The sequence below is a fragment of the Clostridium sp. genome (assembly GCF_036646415.1).
Taxonomy (GTDB): Bacteria; Bacillota; Clostridia; order Clostridiales; family Clostridiaceae; genus Clostridium_J.
This window is the reverse complement of record NZ_JAVXMF010000014.1, coordinates 18193-42235: the sequence shown is the minus strand read 5'-3', so window position 1 is coordinate 42235 and position 24043 is coordinate 18193. Positions and strand designations below refer to the sequence as shown.

Genomic DNA, 24043 nt, shown 5'->3' with positions numbered 1-24043 from the left:
AATGATATAATTACCATATTAGCAAATAAATTCATAGTAGATAGTTATGTTTAAAATAAACAATAAAAAGGGGAACATTTAGAATGAAAATAAAATTTATTCTACCAGCGTTAGAGGAGGCGAAAAGTCCATATTGGAGACCTATAAAATACTCATTGTTTCCACCTTTAGGCTTAGCAACTTTAGCATCATTATGTGATGAAACGGATGAAATAGAGATAGTGGACGAGCATGTAGAGAAAGTTAATTTAGATGATAAACCAGATTTAGTTTGTATTGAAAGCTATATAACTAATTCTTATAGGGCATATGAAATTGCAGATACCTATAGAACTAGGGGGATCAAGGTTGCTATTGGTGGTATTCATGCAACATCACTACCTAATGAGGCAAAAGAACATGCAGATAGTGTGTTACTAGGGTTAGGAGAAAGAAGTTTCCCAGAGTTTTTAAAAGATTTTAAAGCGGGGAAAATTAATGAGTTCTATGAACAAGGTCAGGTTTCATTAGATGGACTACCATTACCAAGAAGAGATTTATTTAAAAAGGAAAAATACTTAGTTCCAAATTCTATGGTATTTTCAAGAGGATGTCCTAATAGATGCTCCTTTTGTTATGTAAGCTCATTTTATAAGGGGAGAAAATCATTTTATACTTATAAAGTAGATAGAATTTTAGAAGAGATAGAAAGTATGAAGGGCAGACATTTATATTTTCTTGATGATAATATATTTGCAGACAAAAAACTAGTGAGACAAGTTTTTAAAGAAATGAGAGGCATGGGAAGACTTTTTCAAGGAGCAATAACTGTTGATTCTATTCTTGAAGATGACACAATAGAACTTGCTTATGAGGCTGGCTTTAGAAGTGCTTTTATCGGGTTTGAAAGTATTAACAGGCATAGCTTAATTCAAGCTAATAAGTTATCAAATATTGAAAAGGATTATGATAAAGCAATTAAAAGATTAGATCAATTAGGAATTATGATAAATGGAAGCTTCATTTTTGGATTAGATAGTGATAACTTAGATGTTTTTGATAGAACTACTGAATGGGCTATTAATAGCGGAATAACCACGGCAACCAATCATATTCTAACTCCTTATCCAGGTACGGTAATATATAACAAAATGGATGAAGATAAGAGGCTTAATATTAAGGATTGGAGACTATATGATACTAGACATTTAGTATTTGATCATCCTAATATTACAAAAGAGCAGATGGAATATGGTTATAATAAAGCATACAAAGATTTTTATAAGTGGAGAAATATAGGTAAGGCATCAAAGGAACATGAGGAACTGAGAATGAAAATGAAACACTTATCGTATGCTGGTGGATGGAAAAAATTTGAGCCAGTTTGGAATTTCTTAATTAAGAATGAACTTCTTTCAAATGCCAGAGGTAGCTTAGTCAGAACGTTGAAATAGATATTTTTATTAGTAATGGTATGAAATTTTCTTATAAGAAGTATGTAAATATAAAATTAATTTTAAATATATTATCTATATCTATGGGAAATACTAACCTTATGGTAAAATTAAAATATAAACAATAATAAATATTAATAAATAATGATTTCACATAAGGAGACAAAATGATGGATAAAGGATTTAATTTTAAAAATAGTTATATAGAGCTTCCAGATACATTTTATACATTAGTATCCCCTAGTAAAGTACCAGCGCCCAAATTAGCTATATTAAACTATAAGCTAATAGAAGACCTAGGATTAAATTTAGAGGAGCTTCAACACGAAGATGGCTTAGAGATACTTTCAGGAAATAAAGTTCCAAAGGGAGCAATACCACTGGCACAGGCATATGCAGGTCATCAATTTGGTAATTTTACTATGCTAGGTGATGGAAGAGCCATACTCCTTGGTGAGCATGTAACAGCTGAGGGGAGTAGGTTTGATATTCAACTTAAGGGTTCAGGAAGAACACCCTATTCAAGAGGGGGAGATGGTAAGGCTTCCCTTGGACCGATGATTAGAGAATATATTATAAGTGAGGCTATGTATGGGTTAGGAATACCAACAGTCCGTAGCTTATCGGTTGTTACAACTGGAGAAGATGTATACCGTGAAACAAGACTTCCGGGGGCTGTATTAACTAGAGTGGCTTCAAGTCATATTCGTGTTGGAACTTTTGAATATGCAAGAAGCTTAAATAATATAGAAGACCTTAAAGCGCTAGCAGATTACACAATAGATAGACATTATAAAGATGGGATAAAGGGAGAAAACCCATATGTTTATCTACTAAAGGAAGTAATAAAGAAACAAGCAACCCTTATATCAAGGTGGCAGTTAGTAGGTTTTATACATGGGGTTATGAACACAGATAACATGACAATTAGTGGAGAAACCATTGACTATGGTCCTTGTGCGTTTATGGATACCTACGATCCAGCAACGGTATTTAGCTCTATTGATAGATATGGACGTTATAGCTATGGAAATCAGCCAAGTATGGCAGCCTGGGATCTTTCTAGATTTGCTGAGACACTTTTACCTCTGCTGCATGATGATATGAATGAGGCAGTAAAGATAGCTCAAGGTGCTGTTTCAGAATTTCATAATCTATATACGAAGCAATGGCTTTTGGGAATAAGAAAAAAGCTTGGCTTATTTAATGAAGAGGAAGAGGATAAATCTTTAATTGAAGAGCTTCTAACTATTATGCAGAAATACAGTGCTGACTACACAAACACCTTTAGAGCATTAACCATTAATAAATATGAAGAAACAGGAATGATAGATAAAGAAGATTTTAACCAGTGGCTTAACCTATGGAGGGAAAGACTATCAAGACAAGCAGAGAGTGAAGAGGATGTATTAAAGATTATGAGAAATAATAATCCATCAGTTATACCTCGTAATCACAGGGTAGAAGAGGCTTTAGATTATGCTGTAAATAAAGGAGACTACAGTGTTTTAGAAAAGCTTTTAAAGGTTCTTTCAAATCCTTACAGTTATTCAGAGGAGCAAGATGAGTATACAAAGGCTGTTAAAACAAATGGTAATTATAGAACCTTCTGTGGAACTTAATTAACTTTATAAAAGGGGGGATATATATGAGTAATATTGTGTTGATGCTACTTGTAAAAGTGCCTTTGATAATGGATATAAAATAATTATTCCAGAAGAAACAAATACAACCTTTGATAATGAGTATCTATCAGGTGAGAAACTTTATGAGTTTTATAATTATAAGATTTGGAATAAACGTTTTGCTAATGTTCTTTCAATTGATGATGTAATAAAAATTTTGATAGACATAGTATGATGCCTTAATTAATAGAAATAGGAAGGAGAAGCTCCAGATGAGGGAGCTTCTCCTTCTTTAATGAAAAAATGGAATATAACATTATTAATGGTATAATTAAACAATAACCGCAGGGAAATCAACTCAGACAAATCAAAGCACAATAAGACGGAAATACAATTTTTTAGTATTATATACTTTAATGGAGGTAAGAAAAACGTATATTATTTAGAGTGCAAGAATAGAATATAAGGGCATGATAGTATGTTGAAACGTTATCCAAATAAAGATGTAAAAGGGGGATAATTATATGTTTTTATTTAAGTCGATACCATGGTATTCTGCTTTAATGGCGCTAGCATTACTAGGGGGGTTAATGTTTGTCAATGAGATTACACGAAGGAGTAAATATCTTGCCATTTTTGTATATTTAATTGTACCTATTGTAATGCCTTTTACTGTATGGGTAAAAACAGCAGGTCCTGGAACTCCAGTAGGTTACTGGTTTCCGTGGGTAAAAACCTATTCTGCACTTGCTGGGGTTCTTGGGTTTATGGCTATTAGGTATATAAAGGGACTTGATGGTAAGAAAATCATGTTGATATTTCCGCCACTTATTCTTTCTATCAACATTTTAGAAGCTGTATTCCGTGATTTCCAATGTTATGGTTTTAACGGCATTGTAGACGGGCTATTAATCAATGGGGGTCCTTGGAATATCATGAACGGTATTGCAGGGATATTGAATATCTTAACTATCGCTGGATGGTTTGGAATTTTTATTGGAAAAGATAAAAATAAAGATATGCTGTGGCCTGATCAGTTGTGGTTCTGGATAATTGCTTATGATTTTTGGAATTTTGCTTATGTTTATAACTGCATTCCTGACCACTCATTCTATTCAGGTGCAATGTTGCTATTATCTTGCACTATTCCAGCATTTTTCTTTAAGAAAGGAGCTTGGTTACAACATCGTGCACAGACTTTAGCACTTTGGGCTATGTTCTCTTTGACATTGCCATCATTTGCTGATACTTCCAAGTTTGCGGTACAAGCATCTCACAATGAAATAGCTTTATGGGTTGTTAGTAGTTTAGCTCTTGCAGCGAATATCGCAGTATTTATTTATCACTTTGCAAGAATTAAGAAGAATAAACTTAATCCTCTTAAAGATGAGATTTACACAGATCTAAAAGGATATAAAGAAATCGTAATTGAAAACAAATAAATTTGTATCTATGTAAAATGGCAGATTAGAGATTAAAAAAGTTTGAATTGCTAAATATAATGGACTAACCCAAAATAAAATTTTGTTTTGAGTTCGTCCATTAATTTTTATATGCGTTTTATTAAAATGTAAATATCCATTGAAACTTTATGGTATTCAGAGTGAGGATAATGTTCAAAGTTAATTAAGTAAACTTTAAGGGAAAGGCAGGAATGTATTTGTATTATGAGTGCAGACAGATTATTTAAATAAGGTAAGTGTAAAATTTTAGCGTTTACCTTTAAAATTTTAGTTGTAAATCCTATTCATTTTGGGTAATAATAAAGTTGTCTTAAAGTTAATTAAATTTTATAAAATGCATAAGGCATCTTCAAAAAATAAATAAGTCAATCTCCTGGACTATTTTGAGTGATACGTCGTCAGCAGAACCCTTAGATAGTTCTACTATCTGCGGAACCTGCTTCCTTGTCTAACTCAAAATATCCTTCGCATCTTTGACTTATTATTTATTTTCAGATGCCTAAGATATTAACCAAGGAGGTTCTAATTATGTCATATTTACTTAAACCGTTACAGGTAGGAACACTGACTTTAACTAATCGTTTGGTTATGCCACCCATGGCAACTGCAAAGGCAGAAATAGATGGTAAGATTAGTCAAGAGGTTCTTGATTATTATAAGGAAAAATCTAAGGGAGGTTATATTTCCCTTATAGTTATTGAACATAGCTTTATTTCTAATGAAGGAAAGGCTAGCAAAAACCAGCTTTCTGTTGCAGATGATAGTGATACCGAAGGTCTTAAAAGATTATCAGATGTAATTCATGAAAATGGATCAAGGGTTGTAATGCAGATTAGTCATGCAGGAAGTGCAGCGGATGAAAAAGTAATTGGAACAACTCCAGTTGGTCCTTCAGCTGTACCTAATCCACGGTTAGGAGGTATACCTCGTGAACTGACTAAGGATGAAATTAGAAATATTGTAAAAGACTTTGAAGATGCTGCACTTAGAGTTAAGAAGGCAGGTTTTGATGGTGTAGAAATACATTCAGCTCATGGTTATTTTCTTAATCAATTTTTATCGCCGCTGACTAATAAAAGAACAGATGAATATGGTGGAAATGTTCATAATAGAATACGGATTCATCTAGAAATTATTGAAGCAGTGCGTAGAGCTGTAGGTGAAGAGTTCCCAATACTCTTAAGGCTAGGGGCTTCAGATTTTATTGAAGGTGGAACAACTATTGAAGATAGCCAAATTGCCGCTCAGGAATTTGAAAAAGCAGGAATAGACATCCTTGATATCTCGGGTGGTTTCTGTGGATATAATGTAAAGGGAATTACAGGCCAGGGATATTTTGATTCACTTACAATTGCTATGAAAAAAGTAGTTTCCATTCCGGTTATCCTAACAGGTGGAATTACTGAAGCCAAGGCAGCTGAAGAAATCTTGGCAGAGGGAAAGGCAGACCTTATAGGTGTAGGAAGAGCAGTATTTAAGGATTCAAAATGGGCAAAATATGCAATTGAAAGTTTAAGTTAATATAAAAAAAGATTCTATATTAAATATAGAATCTTTTTATGGTTGCGGGAGCAGGACTTGAACCTACGACCTTCGGGTTATGAGCCCGACGAGCTGCCAACTGCTCCATCCCGCGATATTAAGTTCTTAAGGATCTCCTTAAGCTACTTCGTAAGTATAGTGTTAGTAGAGGGATAAGTCAAGGATATTAGCAAAAGTAATTTTATATTTATTTTTAAACACTTAATATTGACATTTATCATGAAGTGATGTAAATTAATATTAACAAATTAAATTGTATAAAATTGAATTGTGCAAAACTTTAAAGTGGACGATTTAAGTTTTATCTTAGGAGGAATAATAATGTCAAAAATAGTTAATACAAATGAGTTTAGTAAAGAAATAGAAAATAATGTAGTGGTAGTAGATTTCTTCGCAGATTGGTGTCAACCATGCAAAATGTTAGCTCCAATATTTGAAGAGTTAGGAAATGAACTTGAAGGTAAAGTTAAATTTATTAAAGTTAATGTAGATAATAGCCAAGAGATAGCATTAAAATATAGAGTTGCATCAATTCCTACAGTAATAGTTTTTAAAGATGGAGAAAAAGTTGATTCTATGGTAGGCTTTGTACCAAAAGAAAAAATAAAACAAGTTGTAGAATCACATATAGGTTAAGTTTATAAATAAAAAAATATCAAATAGTAAATAATATATGGAGGAGTGGGTAATATGAATTTTTATGATTTTTCAGCACGTAAAATGAATGGACAAGAAATGAATATGGAAGAATACAAAGGCAAGACAGTAATGATAGTAAATACTGCAAGCAAGTGTGGATTTACCCCTCAATTTAAAGAGTTAGAAGAAATATATAAAGAATATAAAGATAGAGGGTTTGAAATTTTAGGATTTCCATGTAATCAGTTCAAACAGCAAGATCCACTAAGCAATAAGGAAATCAATGAATTTTGTCAGTTAAATTATGGTGTAACATTTACTATGTTTGAAAAAATTGATGTAAATGGTGAAGAAGCACATCCTCTATATAAATTTTTAAAGAGTGAGGCAAAGGGAGCTTTTGGAGAAAAAATAAAGTGGAACTTTACCAAGTTTTTAATTAACTCAGAAGGTAAAGTAATAAGTAGATATGCTCCAACTACATCACCGATTAGCATAAAGGATGATATTGAGAAGTTGTTGAAATAGAAATCCTATCATAGGCAACTTAAACTAAGAATGCGAGGTATGAAGTTATGAATGAAAGATACGACATTGCAATTGTAGGTAGTGGTCCAGCTGGAATATCTGCAGCTTTAAATGCAAAAATAAGAAATAAAAGTTTTATAATATTTGGTACTAAAGACCTTAGTAGTAAATTAACGAAAGCTTATGAAATTAATAACTACTTAGGATTTTACGGTAAAAGTGGTAAAGAGCTTGTAGAAGAATTTAATAACCATTTAAAATCAATGGATATAAATATAACAGAAGAAAAAATAAATAATATTTACTCAATGGGTGAGTATTTTGCTCTCATGGTAAATGAAAAAATCTATGAGGCTACTTCTGTAATTCTAGCAACAGGTATACAGTATGGGAAGTTACTTCCGGGAGAAGAGAAGCTTCTTGGAAAAGGCGTAGGATATTGTGCTACTTGTGATGCTCCACTGTATAAGGATAAAATAGTTACTATAGTATCATATAGTAAAAAAGAAGAGGAAGAAGCAAACTTCATATCTACATTAGCAGCTAAGGTTTATTACGTGCCTATGTATACAGAGGAAGTAGAAGTTAATTCGGCTATTGAAGTAATTAAAGATACTCCGATAGAGATATTAGGAGAAGATAAAGTTGATAAGCTTATCTTAAAAGAAAAAGAAATTGAAACTGACGGATTATTTATATTAAGAGATAGTATATCTCCGGGTCAGTTAGTTCCAGGATTAAAAATTGTAGATAACCATGTAGAGGTAGATAGATTAATGCAAACTAACTTAAAAGGATGCTTTGCGGCAGGAGATATCATTGGTAGACCTTATCAATATATAAAATCAGCTGGCGAAGGAAATATTGCTGCACTATCAGCAGTTTCTTATGTAGATTCAAAGAAAGAAAAATAGGAAATATAAGAAGGTTTAGAGGTTAAATGAAATATTGCATTATTTAATTTATTTGTTGGGTTGACATATAAGTTTTAAAATTGTAAAATAATTTCAATTAATGTAATTTATTATAGAAAATTTATAATAAATTATTATATGAAATGGGAGAATTTATATGAAGAATTGTGATTGTATTAAGTTAGAAAATCAAATGTGCTTTTCTCTATATGCTGCATCTAGAGAGGTGATAAAGCTATACAAACCTATTCTTGATAAGCATAATCTTACCTATACGCAATACGTAGCTATGATTGTATTATGGGAAGAAGATAAGATGACAGTTAAAGAAATTGGGCAAAGATTACATTTGGACTCTGGAACATTGACACCTTTATTAAAGAAATTAGAATGTAGAGGATTGATTACAAGACATAGAGATATAAAGGATGACCGAGTGGTAATAGTAGAACTAACAGAGATGGGACTTAAATTAAAGAGTGAAATACTTGATGTACCAGGAGAGGTATTTTGTAAATTAAATATATCTAAGGAAAAAGCAGAAGAGTTAAAGCATAGTTTAGATGATCTATTACAAAGCCTGAAATAGTAAAATGTAATATTAACTAATTAAAACAATATAAGTTTAAAATATAATTTATGTATGAAGAGTTACAGATAAATAATAAAATTAAAATCTAAGAGAATAGCCCTTTAGTTAAAAATTCAACTAAAGGGCTATTATTATTTACAGATTTCCACACTACTTTCTGCAATAGTTTTCTTTTTAACTAATAAACTAGGTAAAATGGAGGTAATTGATCCTACTAATATGAATATAATACCAATAATCATATTAAGAGGAATTGACTCCTTAAGAATTATTAGTGCCAAGATAGGTGCAAGAGCGGGTTTAAAGAAGAATATTAGTGATGTAGTATTTGCGGTGGTTTCCTCCATAGCTTTAAAATATAGAGCATATCCAATACCGGTAACAAAAACAAAGATATAAATTACACCAAGTAAGTTACTAACAGAGTATCCTTTAAATAATGGTACATCTGCAAATATACCAAGCCCCTTGGAAGTAAGAGCATTTGAAATAAAGTCTATTCTAGTAAAGAGTGTAAGAATAAGCATCTCCATGCTGCCAAGCAAGAAGCTAAAGCAAGTAACTACAATGCCACCAAATTTTAAACACTTCCTTTTACCAAGAACACCATAAATGGCAAAGGTAATGGCTGCAAGTAGGGTAAATGATATTCCAGTAAAGGATAAGTTATTATTTATCGGGTTTGTAATAATTATTATTCCAATGAGTTCTAAAATTAAAGAAATAATATTATGTCTATATATTTTTTCTTTTAGAAGAAAATATGCTAAGAACATTACAAAAAGTGGATTACAGCTAAATAATACTGCAACCACAGAAGCTTTAGTGTTAAGAACAGCTAATTGAAAGCAAATCATACTTATTACAACACATATAAAGCCTAAAAGTGAAAAGTACTTTAAGTCTGATAAGTTGAATTTTACTTTCTTATTTTTTATAGTTTTAATTGCAAAGGGAAGTAATATAATACCACCTATTAAAAATCTAGATAATGTTAGTTGAATAGGATTAAAGTCATTAGAGATTGTTTTTAATACAATTTCCATTGTACTAAATAATAATGTGCTTAATCCAATATACATAACCCCTTTTTTCATTTTAACACTTCCTACAATTAATGTAATATTTACCATATAAGCATATCATATACAAGTATTATATTCTATAAAAACTAAATATTAACATTGAAGCAAATATAGTTTATAGTAGTACTATAGTATTTTTTTCATTTGGTGTTTTAGCGACAATTAGTTATACTATAATTTATTGGTGGATTATAAAAGGTAATATTTTCTTTTATATAAATTTTATATAAACTTTATTGAATAAAACTGGATAAAATTTTACAATAGACATATTAAGTAATTGTTAGAAATAAACTGTTTAACAGTATTTTTGATTATTGAATCATAAAAAAGTTAATTATACTTAAAGGTACAGCACAAAGGATATATTTATATAATTATACGAGGAGGATATTTATGAGGTTTAATTTTAAAAAGATTAGCTTGCTAATTGGAACTATGTTAATAGGAGCTACAATAATTGTGGGGTGTTCAAAGAAGGATGAGGCAAAGGAAGCTTTTGAAGTTTATAAAACAAGCTGGGCTAATCAAGAGTTTGATAATATGTACAACATGCTATCAGTTGAATCAAAGAGTTATATAACTCAAGAAGACTTTGTAGAAAGATATAATAATATTTATGGAGCTATTAATGCAGGAGATATTGAGATAAATATTGTAGAACCAGAAAATAAGAAGAGTAAGAAGGGTGAATCTGTGGAGATACCATTCACAATGACTATGTCAACCATGGCAGGTAAGATTGAATTAACTGGCTTTAATGCAGGTATGGCTAAAGAGAAAGATGGTTATAAGATTAATTGGAACGAAGGTCTAATTTTCCCTCAAATGCAACCAGATGATAAGGTAAGGGTAGAAGATGATTATTCAAAGCGTGGAAGTATATTAGACAGAAATGGAAATTACTTAGCTACTGATGATATAGTTAAATCAGTAGGTATACATCCAAGTAAGTTTGAAAATGAGAAGGATGCAAAGATAGCATCTATGGCAAATATATTAGATATAAGTGAATCATATATAGAGGAGAAGCTTGCTGCTAATACAAATCCAGATCACTTTGTGCCTATAGTGAATTTATTAAAATCAGAGTCAGAGAAACTAGGAAAGCTTTCTACCATAGAAGGTGTTTTAATTAATGATAGTAATTCAAGGGTTTACAATGGCGGAGAAGCTATTGGAAATTTAGTTGGACATGTAGGATCAATTACTGAAGAGGAATTAGAAAGTAGTAAAGATAAGGGATATTCACATGTAAGCATTATAGGAAAAGCTGGACTTGAAAAGGTCTATGAAGATAGTTTAAGAGGACAAGATGGTGGAGAGATATATATTGAAAGAGGAGAAGAAAAAATCTCTGTAGTCAAAGTAGAAGCTAAAAATGGTACTGATATAAAGACATCTATAGATACAGAATTACAATCAAAGATATATAGTGAAATGAAGGGTGAAAAAGGTGCATCAACAGCTGTAAATCCTAAAACCGGCGAGGTTTTAGCCATGGTTAGTTCACCATCCTACGATCCTAATATATTCGTAACTTACAAGACAAAGACTGTAGCAGAAAAGTGGAAGGTTCTTGATGGTACACAGTTTGATAATAGATTCAATAATGTATATGCACCAGGTTCTACAATAAAGTTACTTACAGCAGCTATTGGACTAAACGAAGGCAAGGTTAACCCTGAAGAAGGTATGGATATTACAGGAACTCAGTGGCAAAAGGATGAATCTTGGGGTGGCTATAAAGTTACAAGAGTTAAAGACCCAGGTAAGGCTGTTAACTTAAGAGAAGCAACAAAGTATTCAGATAATATATATTATGCAAGAACTGCGTTGGATATAGGTAGTGATAAGTTTATATCAGGTATTAAGAATTTTGGAGTTGGAGAAGAATTAATTTTTGAATATCCAATGGATAAATCTCAAATTAGTAATGATAATACATTAGATAAAGAAATACTTCTTGCCGATACGGGATATGGACAAGGCGAAATTCTTATGTCACCTTTAGATATAGCTCTAGCATACAGTGCTTTAGGTAATAATGGAGATATAATGCAACCAAGGGTTACTGTGGGAGAAGGTAGTGAAGCTAAAGTATGGAAAAATGCTATCAAATCAGAGTATGTTCCAGTATTAGTAGAATCATTCTCTGCGGTTATAAATGATGCTGATGGAACGGCAGTTTCTGCAAAGGTTGATGGATTTAATATTGCAGGGAAGACAGGAACTTCGGAAATAAAGAAAAGCCAAGATGATAAAGAAGGAAAAGAAAATGGGTGGTTTGTAGCAGTTAATACTGATGATTCTAAGATTTCAGTATCAATGATAATAGAGGACGTTAAAGGTAGAGGTGGAAGTGGAATTCCAACTAACATGGTTAAAAATGTTATGGAGTATTACCTAAAGAGATAATTGGTGTTGCTATTGGCAATTATAAGGTGCTTAAGTTCTATGAAAAGTATGGATTCTATAGCAGAACAATGATATTAGAACAATGTTAAGGAAAATAGAAGGCTATTAAATAAGCCTTCTATTTTTTTTGCTTATCTACATAAGTTTATAAGGTGTTATTAAGTAATTTTATATAAGTTTAGTTGTTATACAACAAAGTAGAAAAATTCACATATTATAAAAGAGAGTGTAAATAAAAAATTGAATTTAAAGGTATTCTAGTATTTTAGATTACAGATGTGGAATAAATTAAGTTAGTTATATAGGGTTACAAATACTAAGTACTAGACATGATATAAATATGAGGTGAAATTATGTACAACAAGTTTAAAGCATTAGAAGGAATTATAGGAAATACACCAATGATTGAAATTAACTTTGAGTACAAGGGAGAAATTAAAGTAATATATGCTAAACTTGAAAGCTTTAATATGACAGGAAGTATTAAAGATAGAATAGCATTATATATATTAAAAAACGCTTATGAAAAGGGAGATTTAAAAGCTAATGATAAGATAGTTGAAGCTACAAGTGGTAATACTGGAATTTCATTTGCTGCTATAGGGAAGGCCTTAGGATATAAGGTATGCGTATTTATACCAGATTGGATGAGTGAGGAAAGAAAAAATCTAATTAAGGCTTTTGGAGCAGAAGTTATATTGGTATCAAAAGAGCAAGGTGGATTTTTGGGTAGCATAAAAATGACTGAAGAATTTTCAAGGAAAGAAGAAAATGTATTTTTACCATGTCAATTTTCTAATGAAGATAATGTTAAAGCTCATTACAATACCACAGGACCAGAAATATGGAATCAGCTTAATAGTGCAGGCTTAAAGCCAGATGCATTAGTTGCTGGAGTTGGAACAGGGGGAACGGTTATGGGTATTGGACGCTATCTAAAGGAACGAAATAAAGAAATAAGGATATATCCATTAGAACCATCTAATTCACCTATATTATCTACAGGAGAGAAAAATGGAAGTCATAGGATACAGGGTATATCAGATGAATTTATACCAGCAATAATGGACCTTGAAAAACTTGATCATGTTATTAGTGTAGATGATGGAGATGCCATTATAATGGCTCAGAAGCTTGCATCTGAATTAGGATTAGGTGTAGGGATATCATCAGGAGCTAATTTCTTAGGTGCCTTAAAAGCTCAAAATGAATTAGGAAGTAATGCTGTAGTTGTAACAATATTTGCTGATGATAATAAAAAATATTTAACTACAGATCTATTAAAAGATGAACCTGTGAAGGATGGATTTATGTCTACTGACGTAAAACTAATATCCCTTAAGGTATTAGGATAAATAATATTAAATGCTCTAATAAAACCATATTAATTTTATTAGAGCATTCATTTTATGAAAATATTAAATTGTAATATCTATTTATTTGTTCTTCTAATTTATTAAGAATAATAAACTTGGATTCTCTTAATGTTTCTTTACCATAGGTAAAAACTAGAATTGTAGGAGCAATAAATACAGAGTATTCAGCACCCAAGGAAGGACTTTCATTTATATCAATTTTTATACTTTTAACATTAGGATAACTATTGAGCATTCCATCTACTTTACAAAGTAGGTCTTTACTTCCTCAAAACTCTTTACTTGTAAAGCAAGTTAATAATATTTCTGAGGATTCAATTAGTTTTGTTAAATCTTCTTTAGTGGTTATTTTAGTCATTGTACATACCTCCATAATAACTGTGTTTAGACATATTAAGTATATAGTTAGAGTTGCTCTAAATTTATTGAGTTACTCAGAGGACAATTATTTATAAATAGGATTCCTAATTACTTAAATTTAAAAATTTTGTTTATGAGTACAAATATACCAATTCCTATGCATAAAAATATAATCATAATAATTAAGGGTAAAAACTTAAAGAATGTTAGCATGAGTTTGTACCTCCTTAAAATAGAGTAAAATAGACTATATACATAATATTTATATGAGAACTGTTTACATATAAATATGAAGATAATATTTATATGTTGACATATTATATAATTAGAACATAATGTTGTCAATTAAATTTTAGTTGAGGATAAATATACAAAAATATCAAGTTATCATGTTATAATAACTATAACCTTTTTACTAGTAGTTAGACACATTATACAATTAACAAAGAGGAATATAAAAGAGAAAAGAGAGATTATAATGCCAAGAATAGGAATGAGAATGATAAAGTCTGCCATATCGGTATTTATATGCTTTTTAATTTATTTAATAAGAGGTATAGGTATGCCTTTTTATTCTGCAATAGCAGCAATTTTGTGTATACAACCAGGGATAAAAAGCACTGAAAAGGTTGCAATAAATCGTATAATTGGAACTTTTATTGGTGGAGCCTTTGGGGTTTTGATACTGCTAATAGAGAGACGTTTTATTCCAGCATCTATGCCGGAAGTTAGGTATTTGTTGACCTCTGTAGCCATTATACCTTTAATTTATATAACGGTATTATGTGAACAGACAACTGCATCCTATATTAGTTGTGTAGTGTTTCTAAGTATAACCGTAAATCATGGAAGTGATGTAAGCACATATGGGTTTGCCATTAATAGAATTATAGATACCTTGATTGGTATTTTTGTAGCTTTAGGAGTTAATACTATGAGATTCCCTAGAAAAAGAAATTATAATATGTTATTTGTAAGTGATTTACATGGAACTTTACTGAATTATGAGAATAAAATCAGTTCATATACTAAGCTTAAGTTAAATGAAATGCTAAACCAAGGAGCTTTAATTACCTTTGCAACAGACGAAACACCAGAAATGCTAATTTCTTTAATTAATGATATAGATGTTAAGTTACCTATAATTACTATGGATGGTGCTGCTCTATACAATTTAAAGGATAAAAGCTACGTTTATTATGAAACTATAGATTATGAAACTTCTAAAAGGATTTTAGATATGTTTAGTCATGAGTCTTTAAATTGTTTTACTCATACTATCATTAATGATGTTATGCACATTTACTATGGGGATTTCACAAACCCTGTAGAGAAGGATTTTTACAATACTGAGAAGTTAAGACCTTTTAAAAATTACATCTATAGTGATTTGCCAAAGAATAGAGAGGTAGTATACTTTAAAGCTATGGATAAATTAGATCAAATTAAGAGGATATGCAATGAAATTGCGAAACTTCATTGTGAAAGTAAGATTAGAGTGAGCTATGAAGAGGATAAGAATAATCCGGGATATTATATTTTAGAAATTTATAGTATTGAGGCATCTAAGAGTAATGCATTAATGAATCTTAAAGGAAGAGTAGATTGTGATATGACAGTTTATTTCGGGGGAAATATTAAGGATGTACCTATGATTAAGTACGTAGACTATGTATATGCAGTGGATAACGCACAAGAAGAATTAAAAGAAATTGCAGATTATACCATAGGAAATAATGATACTGATTCTGTAATAAAAACAATTAGAAAGTTATTTTACTCAAGAAAAAAAGTGGAGAGAAAAGAAATTGATAGATAAATAAATATAATTTGAAAAACTGATACATAGGTAGTATATGTATCAGTTTGAGGTGTGATTTTATGAACTATGATAGAACTATTGAAATGATAAAGAGGAATCCAATTATTATAAGAAATATCAAAAATCCAACGGATGAAATGAAGCTTATAGCCGTGGAGAAAGATGGTATAGCTCTGCAATATATAAAAGAACAAAGGGAAGAAATGAAAAAATTAGCTATAAGAAATAATGCTAATGCTATTGAGTTTGTAGAGAATCCTACAGATGAAATGAAGGAGTTCGTGGTTAAACAAGGATGGAATACTTTAAAATTTATAAAAGATCCTAGTGAGACTCTGATAAAAATAGGTATTGAGCAAAAGGGATGGGCTATTCAATATGCAAATAATCCAAATGCTGAGCTACAGAGTATGGCTGTAGAAAAGGATTATGATGCTATTAAATATATAGAAAATCCAGATGAAAAGGTGCAAGAAGCTGCAGTAAAGATAAGCTATGATGCATTAAGATATATAAAAAATCCAAGTATAAAGGCACAAATAGTTGCTATAAGAGAAAATGAAGCAGCTATAAAATTTATTTTAGATTTAACAGAAGATAAGAGGATATGCTTTTTAAAGGAAAATATTCTAGTGATTAAGTATATTTCTAAAGACATATCAATAGATACTCTTGAAGATATATTAAAAGAGGTATTATCCAGTGATGAGGTTGAAGAAAAGTATGTTAGAGACTTTATAAGATGTGAAAGTATTAGTGGGAAGAATAAAAATATATCTATGGACAAGATACTTTTTATTTATAAATATGGAAGTCATAGAGCTAAAAAAATAGCTGTAGATGAAAAGCTAAAGCGAAGTTAGAAAATCTTTAGTTAAATATTTTAGGAGATATTAAAAGGTTGATGAAAAACTAAAGAGAGTTTAGGAAGGAGAATTAATATGAATTTTCAAGATACATTAAAGAGTGTAGACCTTGTTATAGAGACTAAGGAAGTTCCACTTATTGTAGGTGAGAGTGGAATAGGAAAAACAGCATTGGCGAAATCCTTAGCAAGTGAAAAGGGATGGAGTCTTATTACCATAGATGGGAATCTTCTAAAAGAAGGTGAAATTGGAGGGCTTCCAACAGTTGAGGATTACAGCATAAAGGATCACAGTGGAGAAATCATTAATAAAAAGGTTACAATATATGCAGTTCATACAAAGTTGAGAGAAATAGATGAGCTAATACTTGCAGGGAAAGAAGTACTTCTATTTATTGATGAAATAAATCGCTGCGAGCATAGTGTACAACAAGAACTTATGAATCTTATACTTAATAGAGAGATAAATGGATATAAGCTTCATGAGGGAGTTAAAATTTTAGCAGCAATGAATCCTTCTAGTAAGTACGGTGGGGATTTTGATTATCAAGTTATAGATATGGATGCAGCTCAAGAGAATAGATTTGTTTGGCTTAATATGGAGAGTGATACTAAAGGATGGATAGCTTGGGCTGTGGAAAATGGCATTGAGGATGAAGTTATAGAATTTATATCTACCTTTCCAGAGCATCTACATAGTATAAGTGAGGATGATATAAGAGCTACACCAAGAAGCTTTGAAAGAGTTTCAAAAGTTTACAAGCTATATAAAGAGAATAAAGAGAGTATACCTAAGAGTGTATTTCTAAATGTTCTAAGAGGAAATTTAGGCAGAGTTATAGCGGAGGAGTTCATGGGATTCGTTGAATCAGAAAGTACTTCGTTAATTTCTTATGAGGAAGTATTTGAAGGTGCGGTGTTATCTTTAGATGTAATAGAAAAGTTAAAGAAAGATAGCCACACTAGATTATATCTAACAGCAAATAATATACTAAGAACCTTAGATAAGGAATTGATGTTAAGATCAGATAAAGATTCGAAGGACAAATATATAAATAGGTTTATAGAGTTTATAAAAGTTTATCCTGTAGATTTAATGATAGGAATCATGAAGGATATGAGAGAAAATTATAAACTCATCTATAGCTTAAGTTTAGAAAATGAAGACTTTGTAGAAACCTATTTCAATGCTTATAACGAAATAAAAGGATAGGTAATTTTATGGGTAAAGGGTTTGAAGAATTAAGAATAGAACTTTATAGTAGAATTAGTGATTTAGAAAGTCATAAGGGAGATATTAAAGGTAATACAACTAAAGTAAATACTAATGAGGATATATGGGAAGGAGTTCAGGAAGATTTCTTTAAGCTAATTGATAGAGTAAACTTTATTCTCATGGATGATAATGAAAACTTTTATGGGTACTTTCTAATTCAAATGGAGAGAGAGGTTAGATATGATATTACAACACCTACAGCAGTAAACTTTAAGGGTGCAAAGTATGTAATCTATTTTAATCCTATAATTTTTCTACAGTTAAATTTAGACCAAATGCAAGGTTGTATTAAGCATGAGATTCATCACATATTATCTTTACATTTGATTAGAGCTAGGAAGCTAAAAGAGAAGTACAGTACATTAGCTATTAATATGGCCATGGATATTGTAGTTAATGAGTATATAGAATGGTTACCATCCTATGCAACTACTTTAGATTGGGTAAACTTAAAGTATGATTTAAATTTAGAACCTTATAATTCTATGGAATATTATGTGGATAATATTCAGCAAGAGCTTAATCTTCTAGATGATGATGAAGGCGAAGAAGATCATAATAAAAATGATATTGAGGATGAATATGATCCTAAGAAAACCCATGATATATGGGAAGAATCGAAGTCCATAGATGATAAAACTATACAACAGTTCACAGAGAAGTTTGCAACTCTCTCAGATAAGGGGAAAATTCCAATTCACATAGAGTCTTTAATAAAGGCACTAGGTGCAAATGAAAATGAGATTCCTTGGAATTTATACTTAAAGAGGATTATGGGAACGTTGGAGAGCAGTAAGAAAAAAACTATAACTCGAAGAAGTAGAAGACAACCTAATAGGTTAGATTTAAGAGGAGAACTTAGAGGTCATAGAGCTAAAATTACCGTAGCAATAGATATAAGTGGTAGTATAAGTGATGCAGAATTTAAACAAGCTATTGAGGAAGTATTAGCCATAGTGAAGAATTATAATTATGAAATTACTATAATAGAATGTGACACAGAGATTAAAAGAGTATATAAAACTAAATCCATAAAAGGGGTTAGAGATAGGATAGCTACTGGTGGTGGGACTAGGTTTACTCCAGTGTTTGAATATGTAAATAAAACTGATACTAATCTATTAGTGTATTTTACTGATGGAAAAGGTGAAGATAAAGTGGAGGTAACTCCAAGAGGATATAAAACATTGTGGGTTATATCTGGAAAAGGAGATGAACTATCATTAAAACATCCATTTGGTGAAATTAAGAAACTTAGTAAGGTAGAGTCAAAAGAAGATTTTATTGATATGCAGGATGTTAGAAGTGATGGCTGGTCTATGAATAGTCATGAACCTACGATTTAAGAAGTTAAGAAGGAGTAACCAATAGGATGCTTCTTCTTAACTTTTTTACTTGAAACCAATTTATAAGAATTTAGGGTAAGTTTAATGGCAAAATACAATAAAAGATAAATGTAAATCAACAACTATTTATTGTATTACAATAAATAGTTGTTGACATTCAAATAGGGTGGTGATATGATAATTGTATCATCAACTCGGAAGGTATGGATATGAGTCAAAATAAAAAGTAATCATGGAAATTGTACATTTGTCATTACAACAATAGTATGTAGCATTAATAAAATATAAATACTTAAAATAAGGAGAGGTTAGAAATGAAAAAATATCGTTTAACATTAATACCATTTGTTTTATCAGTTGCTTGTATAATAGTTTATAATATTATTGGCTCTGAAGTTGCTGCGGACGGCACGTTAATAGAGCCATTTTTTCTAATACCAATAGGATGGTTGTTCTTTGGAATTGGTATTATTGCAATTATTGTTATTTGGGCTCTGAGTAGTATATCTCGTATAGGTAATACAAAAAAATCCTAAGGGTAGGTATTAGGCATTAATAGTGAAACTAGAACTAGCTATGGCGGGGTAAGAAAAATATTCTGGGTTCGAGGATTTGATATTAATATTATCTTAAAAGGTGAAATCTTTATTGAATAGATAAAAAAATTAAGAAGGAGCATCCAATATAAATAGGATGCTCCTTCTTAATTTTATGCTAGTGTATAAGGTGTTTGAGTAGTATCAACCACTACGGCTTCGATTTTAGAAACTAAAGCTCCATTTTTACTTTGGAAAACTCCAGAACTTATAGCAAGATCCATTATAGTGTTAACTTCATCAAGAGTAACAATCTCTTTAACGTTATTAACTATAAGGTTAAATCTGCTTTCACCTGCATCTTTAAAGGTCATAACTAATTTTCTTTCCATATTTATTCCTCCTTATTAAATATTAGGGAAACTATCTGTCACAAAGGGTTGGAGTGTCACTTAATTACTCTTGATTTAGAGAGTAGTCATCAAGCTTTTTAATCTCTGTTGGTTCACTTATTAGTACAGATCCCATTGCAGCACCCATGTTATAGATAGCTTCATCGGTAGCCATGCCGCTAACCTTTGAGAACTTCTGGGAAGCGATTTTAGGTGTTCCATCCTCGTTTTTGCCATTCTCAAATTTTATAACTAGGGCTGTGCTGTTTTTGATATTTGTTATTGCCATAGTATCAACTCCTTTCAATGAACATATATGCAGTGGATGGTAAAAGTGTAAAAAATAATGAATGTTTTTTATATTAAAAAGTAATCTAATAGTAAAAAGGATTATATGAAGGAAGAAACTAAGAAAAAAGGAAAGCTTGAAATAGCTAAAAATATGAAGCTAAAGGGTATGGATACGAGGTATTTTTCATTGTAGTTAATTAGCGGTCTTACTGATGCTTTTCTCAAAATTAATGTAGCAAGTGATTGCCAGGTGCAATCACTTGCTACATTAACCGTGCTATGACATAGCATTTTATAATGTGGATGGTAATTAAGAGTTCTTACTAATGTATATTCTTAAGGCTTTGATCTAACATGACTTCCTAGAGGCTCTAGGAATAAATATCACAAGCAATATAGATATAACCAATACAATTGTACAAGCGAGACCTCCTTCTGCACCAAAGGTACCACCAGAAAGTAAGGAGTCGCTAAAGTTATTAATCTTAAAAATTGAAGCTCCCATGTTCATTCCACTAACGGGAATTCCATATAAATTTCCTTGAGCAAAGTTCCACATGGAGTGAATTGCACATACTCCAATAATATTATCTGTACCATAAGCATAAACAGAAAAGAATATACCAACTAAAATAATATTAATAAGTGGTAGTATAGAAAATCCTGAATTGAAAATATGAAGAAATCCAAATAGACAAGAATTTAAAATGATAGCAAGAATAATTCCATTTTTAGCAGCAATGGAATTTAATAAAAAGCCTCTACATAAAAATTCTTCACTAGCTCCTTGTATCATAAAACCAATAAAGTAAAGAACAATTATAGGAAGAGAAGTTAGGGTAACACTAATAAAAGATAATTGACCAGATAATACTAAGATTAATACAACGGCGCTAAACATAAAAAGTCCGACTATTAATCCAAGACCATATTCTTTAAAGGCACCCTTTTTTATTAATCCCATAGAACGAAGATTTCTCTTTTCAATAAATTTGCAGTATAAAATACAGATTACAATTAGAAGTCCAGTACTAAATAAATTTACAAGGTTTATTGCTGTACTATCCATATTCATAGACAATACATTAGACTTAATTCCGCTTATAATAACTATTATGATCATCGGTATGATAAGGACAAGCTGACTTAATAAAATAAGAAGTAAGGATATAAGTAGGTTAAGTATGGGATTAAGCTGATGCTTAGCTTTTTTTGCCTCATCAATCATAACGGATGGTGTGTTAAAAAAATTCATAAAAAATCCCCCAATTCAAATCGTAAAATAGATACAGTACAATAATGTATATGTAATAGTATACCTAAATTATTAATGAAAGTAGAGTTAATATCTCAACTTTAAGATGTTGGAATTATGATTTAAGTTTTCTAATTTGTAGTTAACTATAACTTTAAAGGAATTTAAAGTGATAGAGGAAATATATAATAAATTGGTAAAACTTGTTTAAAGTTTACTTTTAGGGGGTGTATAATTAATATATGATCTAGTGAACGATAGTAGTATTTAATGGATTAAAAAGGTGGGATAATATGGTTCATAAAGCTTCATTAAAGAAAATCTAGAGATCATCATTGCGAAAAAAATTTATTTGTATGAGGTGAAAATAATGAAAGCTATAGTAATACACAAGTCAAAAACAGGTTTTGCAAAGAAATATGCAGAATGGATTGCAACAGAGTTATCTGCGGATATTTTTGATGTTTCAAAGGTTAATGCAAATATGTTGACAGCTTATGATACAGTGATTTATGGTGGAGGTTTGTATGCTGTTGGTATCAATGGAGTAAAGTATATAACACAAAACCTCGACAAACTTAAAGATAAAAAAGTTGTTGTTTTTGCAACAGGAGCATCCTCATCTAGAGAAGAGGCGATAAATGAAGTGAGAGATAAAAATTTTACTTCAGAAGAACAGAAATATATAAAATTCTTTTATTTAAGAGGTGGATTTGATTATAGTAAACTAAGACCTTTTGATAAAGTTCTTATGACATTACTAAAATGGAATCTGAAAAGAAAAAAGGAATTAACACCTGATGAAAGAGGCATGCTAGCCAGTTATGACGAGCCGGTAGACTTTACAAAAAAGAAAAACATAGATGAAATAATCACTTATGTTAATTCTTAACATTCTTATATTGCTAGCTAAAGGGGATAACTTATGGTTATCCCTTTTAGTTAGATTATATTTTTATATTATTTTAAAACAGGGTAAAATGATTCTTAAAATTGCATATTTACTCATTATAAAGGTGAATTGCACCTGTTGAAGTGGGGGAATATAAAATGGGATATACAAGAATTAGTAATGATATTATAGAGATGAGCAATATTTCTAATGGGGCATTTAGATTAAATATAATACTTCAAAAGATGTGTTTTGGGGATAAGAATAAATGTTTTCCATCTCAGAGCTATCTTGCAAAAGCTTTAAATAAATCTGTGAGAACTGTACAAAGGTACATAGATGAGTTAATTAAGGCTAAAGTTATAGTAAAAAAGAGAAGAGGAAGTATTTCTAATATATATACTGTCATGGATAAAGTTTGTACAAGCTGTGAGGGTATTGTTTATAATTCTTATAAAAGTTCAGAGGTTAATGTAGAAAGATTAGAAGTTCATGAGAGAAATTCAGTAGAAAGTAAAAACCAAGAAGTAAGTGCTGAAGGTGAGTTAGAAGCTGCTATTAATAGAAAAAACCATAATGGTGGTAAGATAAGAAAAAATATGGGCACAGGATTTTTAGGTAATTATAAAAATAACTACAATAAAGGAAAATATTCTAATGAAAAAAAGAATCAATTTAATGGTTATGAGCAAAGAAGTTATGACATGGAAAGATTAGAAAATATGCTTCTTGGACATGAAGATTATGACTTAAATGTTCTATAAACAGACATCTTAGTATCTATGATGCTTATAGAATATTATCCAAGGGCATAACTACCGTTATTTCCGGCTGTAAGTGTTAAGATACATACACATGGGATAAATAGAAAGCTTAAACAAGGTTTTAATATATGTAATACACTGGTTTATAATTTATAAATATTTCTAATGAAGGTATTCCTACTAATGTTGAAAAATTATAAAACCAATGTAAAATTGAGCACTCTATTGAATTTTTCAATGGGGTTTTTCGTCATGTAAAAATATAATACTAACTTAAAGTACATAGTATTAGAGGGAAATAGCTATATCAATAAGTTTAAGGTTATGAATCATGTAGTGGTAAAAATTAGCATATGGTAGTGATAATTTTAAAAAAATACCTATTATGTCGTATTAGATGTGACAAATATTAAGCTTATTATAAGACAAGTATAAAGCATCTTATAGGACACAGATTGCCTACAAATAATAACAAGTTAATAAGAAAAAATAATAAATACAATAGTAATAACTGTGGGTAGTCACTAATATTATATTTTTTCACTTTGCTATTTAGTATTAAAGTAAAAGATTATAGTTAAACTATAGCAATTAATAATAAATATTTTATAATAGAAAGTATATAAGTA

The 24043-nt window shown here is 30.5% G+C and carries 21 protein-coding genes and 1 tRNA gene; 17 read left to right on the top strand and 5 right to left on the bottom strand.

Annotated features, from left to right (window positions below; translation table 11 throughout):
- Positions 1–83: 83 nt before the first annotated feature.
- The 4 genes from RSD37_RS10625 to RSD37_RS10610 all read left to right on the top strand — a co-directional run bounded on the left by RSD37_RS10625 (position 84) and on the right by RSD37_RS10610 (position 6042).
- Positions 84–1433 carry a radical SAM protein gene (locus RSD37_RS10625; RefSeq protein WP_346946715.1) on the top strand — a complete coding sequence of 450 codons (1350 nt, stop codon included), beginning with the start codon at positions 84–86 and terminating at the stop codon, positions 1431–1433.
- Between the two features lie 167 nt (positions 1434–1600).
- The gene (locus tag RSD37_RS10620) at positions 1601–3055 is read left to right on the top strand and encodes a protein adenylyltransferase SelO (RefSeq protein WP_346946714.1); all 1455 of its coding nucleotides are present in this window, start codon (positions 1601–1603) and stop codon (positions 3053–3055) included.
- A 527-nt stretch (positions 3056–3582) separates the two neighbouring features.
- Positions 3583–4500 carry a DUF5692 family protein gene (locus RSD37_RS10615; RefSeq protein ID WP_346946713.1) on the top strand — a complete coding sequence of 306 codons (918 nt, stop codon included), beginning with the start codon at positions 3583–3585 and terminating at the stop codon, positions 4498–4500.
- Between the two features lie 549 nt (positions 4501–5049).
- Positions 5050–6042 carry an NADH:flavin oxidoreductase gene (locus tag RSD37_RS10610; RefSeq protein WP_346946712.1) on the top strand — a complete coding sequence of 331 codons (993 nt, stop codon included), beginning with the start codon at positions 5050–5052 and terminating at the stop codon, positions 6040–6042.
- Between the two features lie 39 nt (positions 6043–6081).
- Here RSD37_RS10610 and RSD37_RS10605 read toward each other — a convergent pair.
- Positions 6082–6157, bottom strand: a tRNA-Met gene (locus RSD37_RS10605).
- Positions 6158–6384: 227 nt separating this feature from the next.
- Here RSD37_RS10605 and trxA point away from each other — a divergent pair.
- From trxA to RSD37_RS10585, 4 genes are all read left to right on the top strand, one after another.
- Positions 6385–6699, top strand: a complete 315-nt coding sequence (gene trxA / locus RSD37_RS10600) for a thioredoxin (protein WP_346946711.1) — start codon at positions 6385–6387, stop codon at positions 6697–6699.
- A 54-nt stretch (positions 6700–6753) separates the two neighbouring features.
- On the top strand, positions 6754–7230 hold the full coding sequence (locus tag RSD37_RS10595) for a glutathione peroxidase (protein WP_346946710.1): 477 nt from the start codon (positions 6754–6756) through the stop codon (positions 7228–7230).
- Between the two features lie 47 nt (positions 7231–7277).
- Complete coding sequence (locus RSD37_RS10590; protein WP_346946709.1) at positions 7278–8144, top strand: NAD(P)/FAD-dependent oxidoreductase; 867 nt, start codon at positions 7278–7280, stop codon at positions 8142–8144.
- Between the two features lie 157 nt (positions 8145–8301).
- Positions 8302–8733, top strand: coding sequence for a MarR family transcriptional regulator (locus RSD37_RS10585; RefSeq protein ID WP_346946708.1), 432 nt, complete (start codon positions 8302–8304; stop codon positions 8731–8733).
- Between the two features lie 134 nt (positions 8734–8867).
- Here RSD37_RS10585 and RSD37_RS10580 read toward each other — a convergent pair whose 3' ends face one another.
- Positions 8868–9833: a DMT family transporter gene (locus RSD37_RS10580; RefSeq protein ID WP_346946707.1), complete on the bottom strand. Its 966-nt coding sequence runs from the start codon at positions 9831–9833 to the stop codon at positions 8868–8870.
- Between the two features lie 384 nt (positions 9834–10217).
- Between RSD37_RS10580 and RSD37_RS10575 the strand changes: the two genes are divergently transcribed.
- From RSD37_RS10575 to RSD37_RS10545, 7 genes are all read left to right on the top strand, one after another.
- A complete protein-coding gene (locus RSD37_RS10575) occupies positions 10218–12239 on the top strand; it encodes a penicillin-binding transpeptidase domain-containing protein (RefSeq protein WP_346946706.1) in 2022 nt (673 codons plus the stop codon).
- Between the two features lie 353 nt (positions 12240–12592).
- Positions 12593–13594 (top strand): PLP-dependent cysteine synthase family protein, encoded by a 1002-nt coding sequence (locus RSD37_RS10570; protein WP_346946705.1) that lies wholly within the window; start codon positions 12593–12595, stop codon positions 13592–13594.
- An 859-nt stretch (positions 13595–14453) separates the two neighbouring features.
- Entirely contained in the window at positions 14454–15794 is a 1341-nt protein-coding gene (locus RSD37_RS10565; protein ID WP_346946704.1) for an HAD hydrolase family protein, read from the top strand.
- 62 nt (positions 15795–15856) lie between these two features.
- On the top strand, positions 15857–16660 hold the full coding sequence (locus RSD37_RS10560; protein ID WP_346946703.1) for a hypothetical protein: 804 nt from the start codon (positions 15857–15859) through the stop codon (positions 16658–16660).
- 78 nt (positions 16661–16738) lie between these two features.
- Positions 16739–17875, top strand: a complete 1137-nt coding sequence (locus RSD37_RS10555; protein WP_346946702.1) for an ATP-binding protein — start codon at positions 16739–16741, stop codon at positions 17873–17875.
- An 8-nt stretch (positions 17876–17883) separates the two neighbouring features.
- Positions 17884–19284, top strand: coding sequence for a VWA-like domain-containing protein (locus tag RSD37_RS10550; protein ID WP_346946701.1), 1401 nt, complete (start codon positions 17884–17886; stop codon positions 19282–19284).
- A gap of 314 nt (positions 19285–19598) precedes the next feature.
- A complete protein-coding gene (locus tag RSD37_RS10545; RefSeq protein WP_346946700.1) occupies positions 19599–19820 on the top strand; it encodes a DUF3955 domain-containing protein in 222 nt (73 codons plus the stop codon).
- Between the two features lie 173 nt (positions 19821–19993).
- On the opposite strand, the gene RSD37_RS10540 is transcribed toward RSD37_RS10545, so the two are convergent.
- The 3 genes from RSD37_RS10540 to RSD37_RS10530 form a co-directional block, all read right to left on the bottom strand.
- Positions 19994–20212, bottom strand: a complete 219-nt coding sequence (locus RSD37_RS10540; RefSeq protein ID WP_346946699.1) for a DUF2922 domain-containing protein — start codon at positions 20210–20212, stop codon at positions 19994–19996.
- A gap of 64 nt (positions 20213–20276) precedes the next feature.
- Entirely contained in the window at positions 20277–20501 is a 225-nt protein-coding gene (locus tag RSD37_RS10535; protein WP_346946698.1) for a DUF1659 domain-containing protein, read from the bottom strand.
- Between the two features lie 351 nt (positions 20502–20852).
- On the bottom strand, positions 20853–21758 hold the full coding sequence (locus tag RSD37_RS10530) for a CPBP family intramembrane glutamic endopeptidase (protein ID WP_346946697.1): 906 nt from the start codon (positions 21756–21758) through the stop codon (positions 20853–20855).
- Between the two features lie 370 nt (positions 21759–22128).
- On the opposite strand from RSD37_RS10530, the gene RSD37_RS10525 reads away from it, so the two are divergent.
- Together RSD37_RS10525 and RSD37_RS10520 are read left to right on the top strand one after the other, a co-directional pair.
- Entirely contained in the window at positions 22129–22650 is a 522-nt protein-coding gene (locus tag RSD37_RS10525) for a flavodoxin domain-containing protein (RefSeq protein WP_346946696.1), read from the top strand.
- Between the two features lie 158 nt (positions 22651–22808).
- Complete coding sequence (locus RSD37_RS10520) at positions 22809–23414, top strand: helix-turn-helix domain-containing protein (RefSeq protein WP_346946695.1); 606 nt, start codon at positions 22809–22811, stop codon at positions 23412–23414.
- Positions 23415–24043: the final 629 nt, after the last annotated feature.

Coding starts and splice junctions, on each gene's coding strand:
- RSD37_RS10625 (WP_346946715.1), top strand. CDS start 84: ATGAAAATAAAATTTATTCTACCAGCGTTAGAGGAGGCGAAAAGTCCA.
- RSD37_RS10620 (WP_346946714.1), top strand. CDS start 1,601: ATGATGGATAAAGGATTTAATTTTAAAAATAGTTATATAGAGCTTCCA.
- RSD37_RS10615 (WP_346946713.1), top strand. CDS start 3,583: ATGTTTTTATTTAAGTCGATACCATGGTATTCTGCTTTAATGGCGCTA.
- RSD37_RS10610 (WP_346946712.1), top strand. CDS start 5,050: ATGTCATATTTACTTAAACCGTTACAGGTAGGAACACTGACTTTAACT.
- trxA (WP_346946711.1), top strand. CDS start 6,385: ATGTCAAAAATAGTTAATACAAATGAGTTTAGTAAAGAAATAGAAAAT.
- RSD37_RS10595 (WP_346946710.1), top strand. CDS start 6,754: ATGAATTTTTATGATTTTTCAGCACGTAAAATGAATGGACAAGAAATG.
- RSD37_RS10590 (WP_346946709.1), top strand. CDS start 7,278: ATGAATGAAAGATACGACATTGCAATTGTAGGTAGTGGTCCAGCTGGA.
- RSD37_RS10585 (WP_346946708.1), top strand. CDS start 8,302: ATGAAGAATTGTGATTGTATTAAGTTAGAAAATCAAATGTGCTTTTCT.
- RSD37_RS10580 (WP_346946707.1), bottom strand. CDS start 9,833: ATGAAAAAAGGGGTTATGTATATTGGATTAAGCACATTATTATTTAGT.
- RSD37_RS10575 (WP_346946706.1), top strand. CDS start 10,218: ATGAGGTTTAATTTTAAAAAGATTAGCTTGCTAATTGGAACTATGTTA.
- RSD37_RS10570 (WP_346946705.1), top strand. CDS start 12,593: ATGTACAACAAGTTTAAAGCATTAGAAGGAATTATAGGAAATACACCA.
- RSD37_RS10565 (WP_346946704.1), top strand. CDS start 14,454: ATGCCAAGAATAGGAATGAGAATGATAAAGTCTGCCATATCGGTATTT.
- RSD37_RS10560 (WP_346946703.1), top strand. CDS start 15,857: ATGAACTATGATAGAACTATTGAAATGATAAAGAGGAATCCAATTATT.
- RSD37_RS10555 (WP_346946702.1), top strand. CDS start 16,739: ATGAATTTTCAAGATACATTAAAGAGTGTAGACCTTGTTATAGAGACT.
- RSD37_RS10550 (WP_346946701.1), top strand. CDS start 17,884: ATGGGTAAAGGGTTTGAAGAATTAAGAATAGAACTTTATAGTAGAATT.
- RSD37_RS10545 (WP_346946700.1), top strand. CDS start 19,599: ATGAAAAAATATCGTTTAACATTAATACCATTTGTTTTATCAGTTGCT.
- RSD37_RS10540 (WP_346946699.1), bottom strand. CDS start 20,212: ATGGAAAGAAAATTAGTTATGACCTTTAAAGATGCAGGTGAAAGCAGA.
- RSD37_RS10535 (WP_346946698.1), bottom strand. CDS start 20,501: ATGGCAATAACAAATATCAAAAACAGCACAGCCCTAGTTATAAAATTT.
- RSD37_RS10530 (WP_346946697.1), bottom strand. CDS start 21,758: ATGAATTTTTTTAACACACCATCCGTTATGATTGATGAGGCAAAAAAA.
- RSD37_RS10525 (WP_346946696.1), top strand. CDS start 22,129: ATGAAAGCTATAGTAATACACAAGTCAAAAACAGGTTTTGCAAAGAAA.
- RSD37_RS10520 (WP_346946695.1), top strand. CDS start 22,809: ATGGGATATACAAGAATTAGTAATGATATTATAGAGATGAGCAATATT.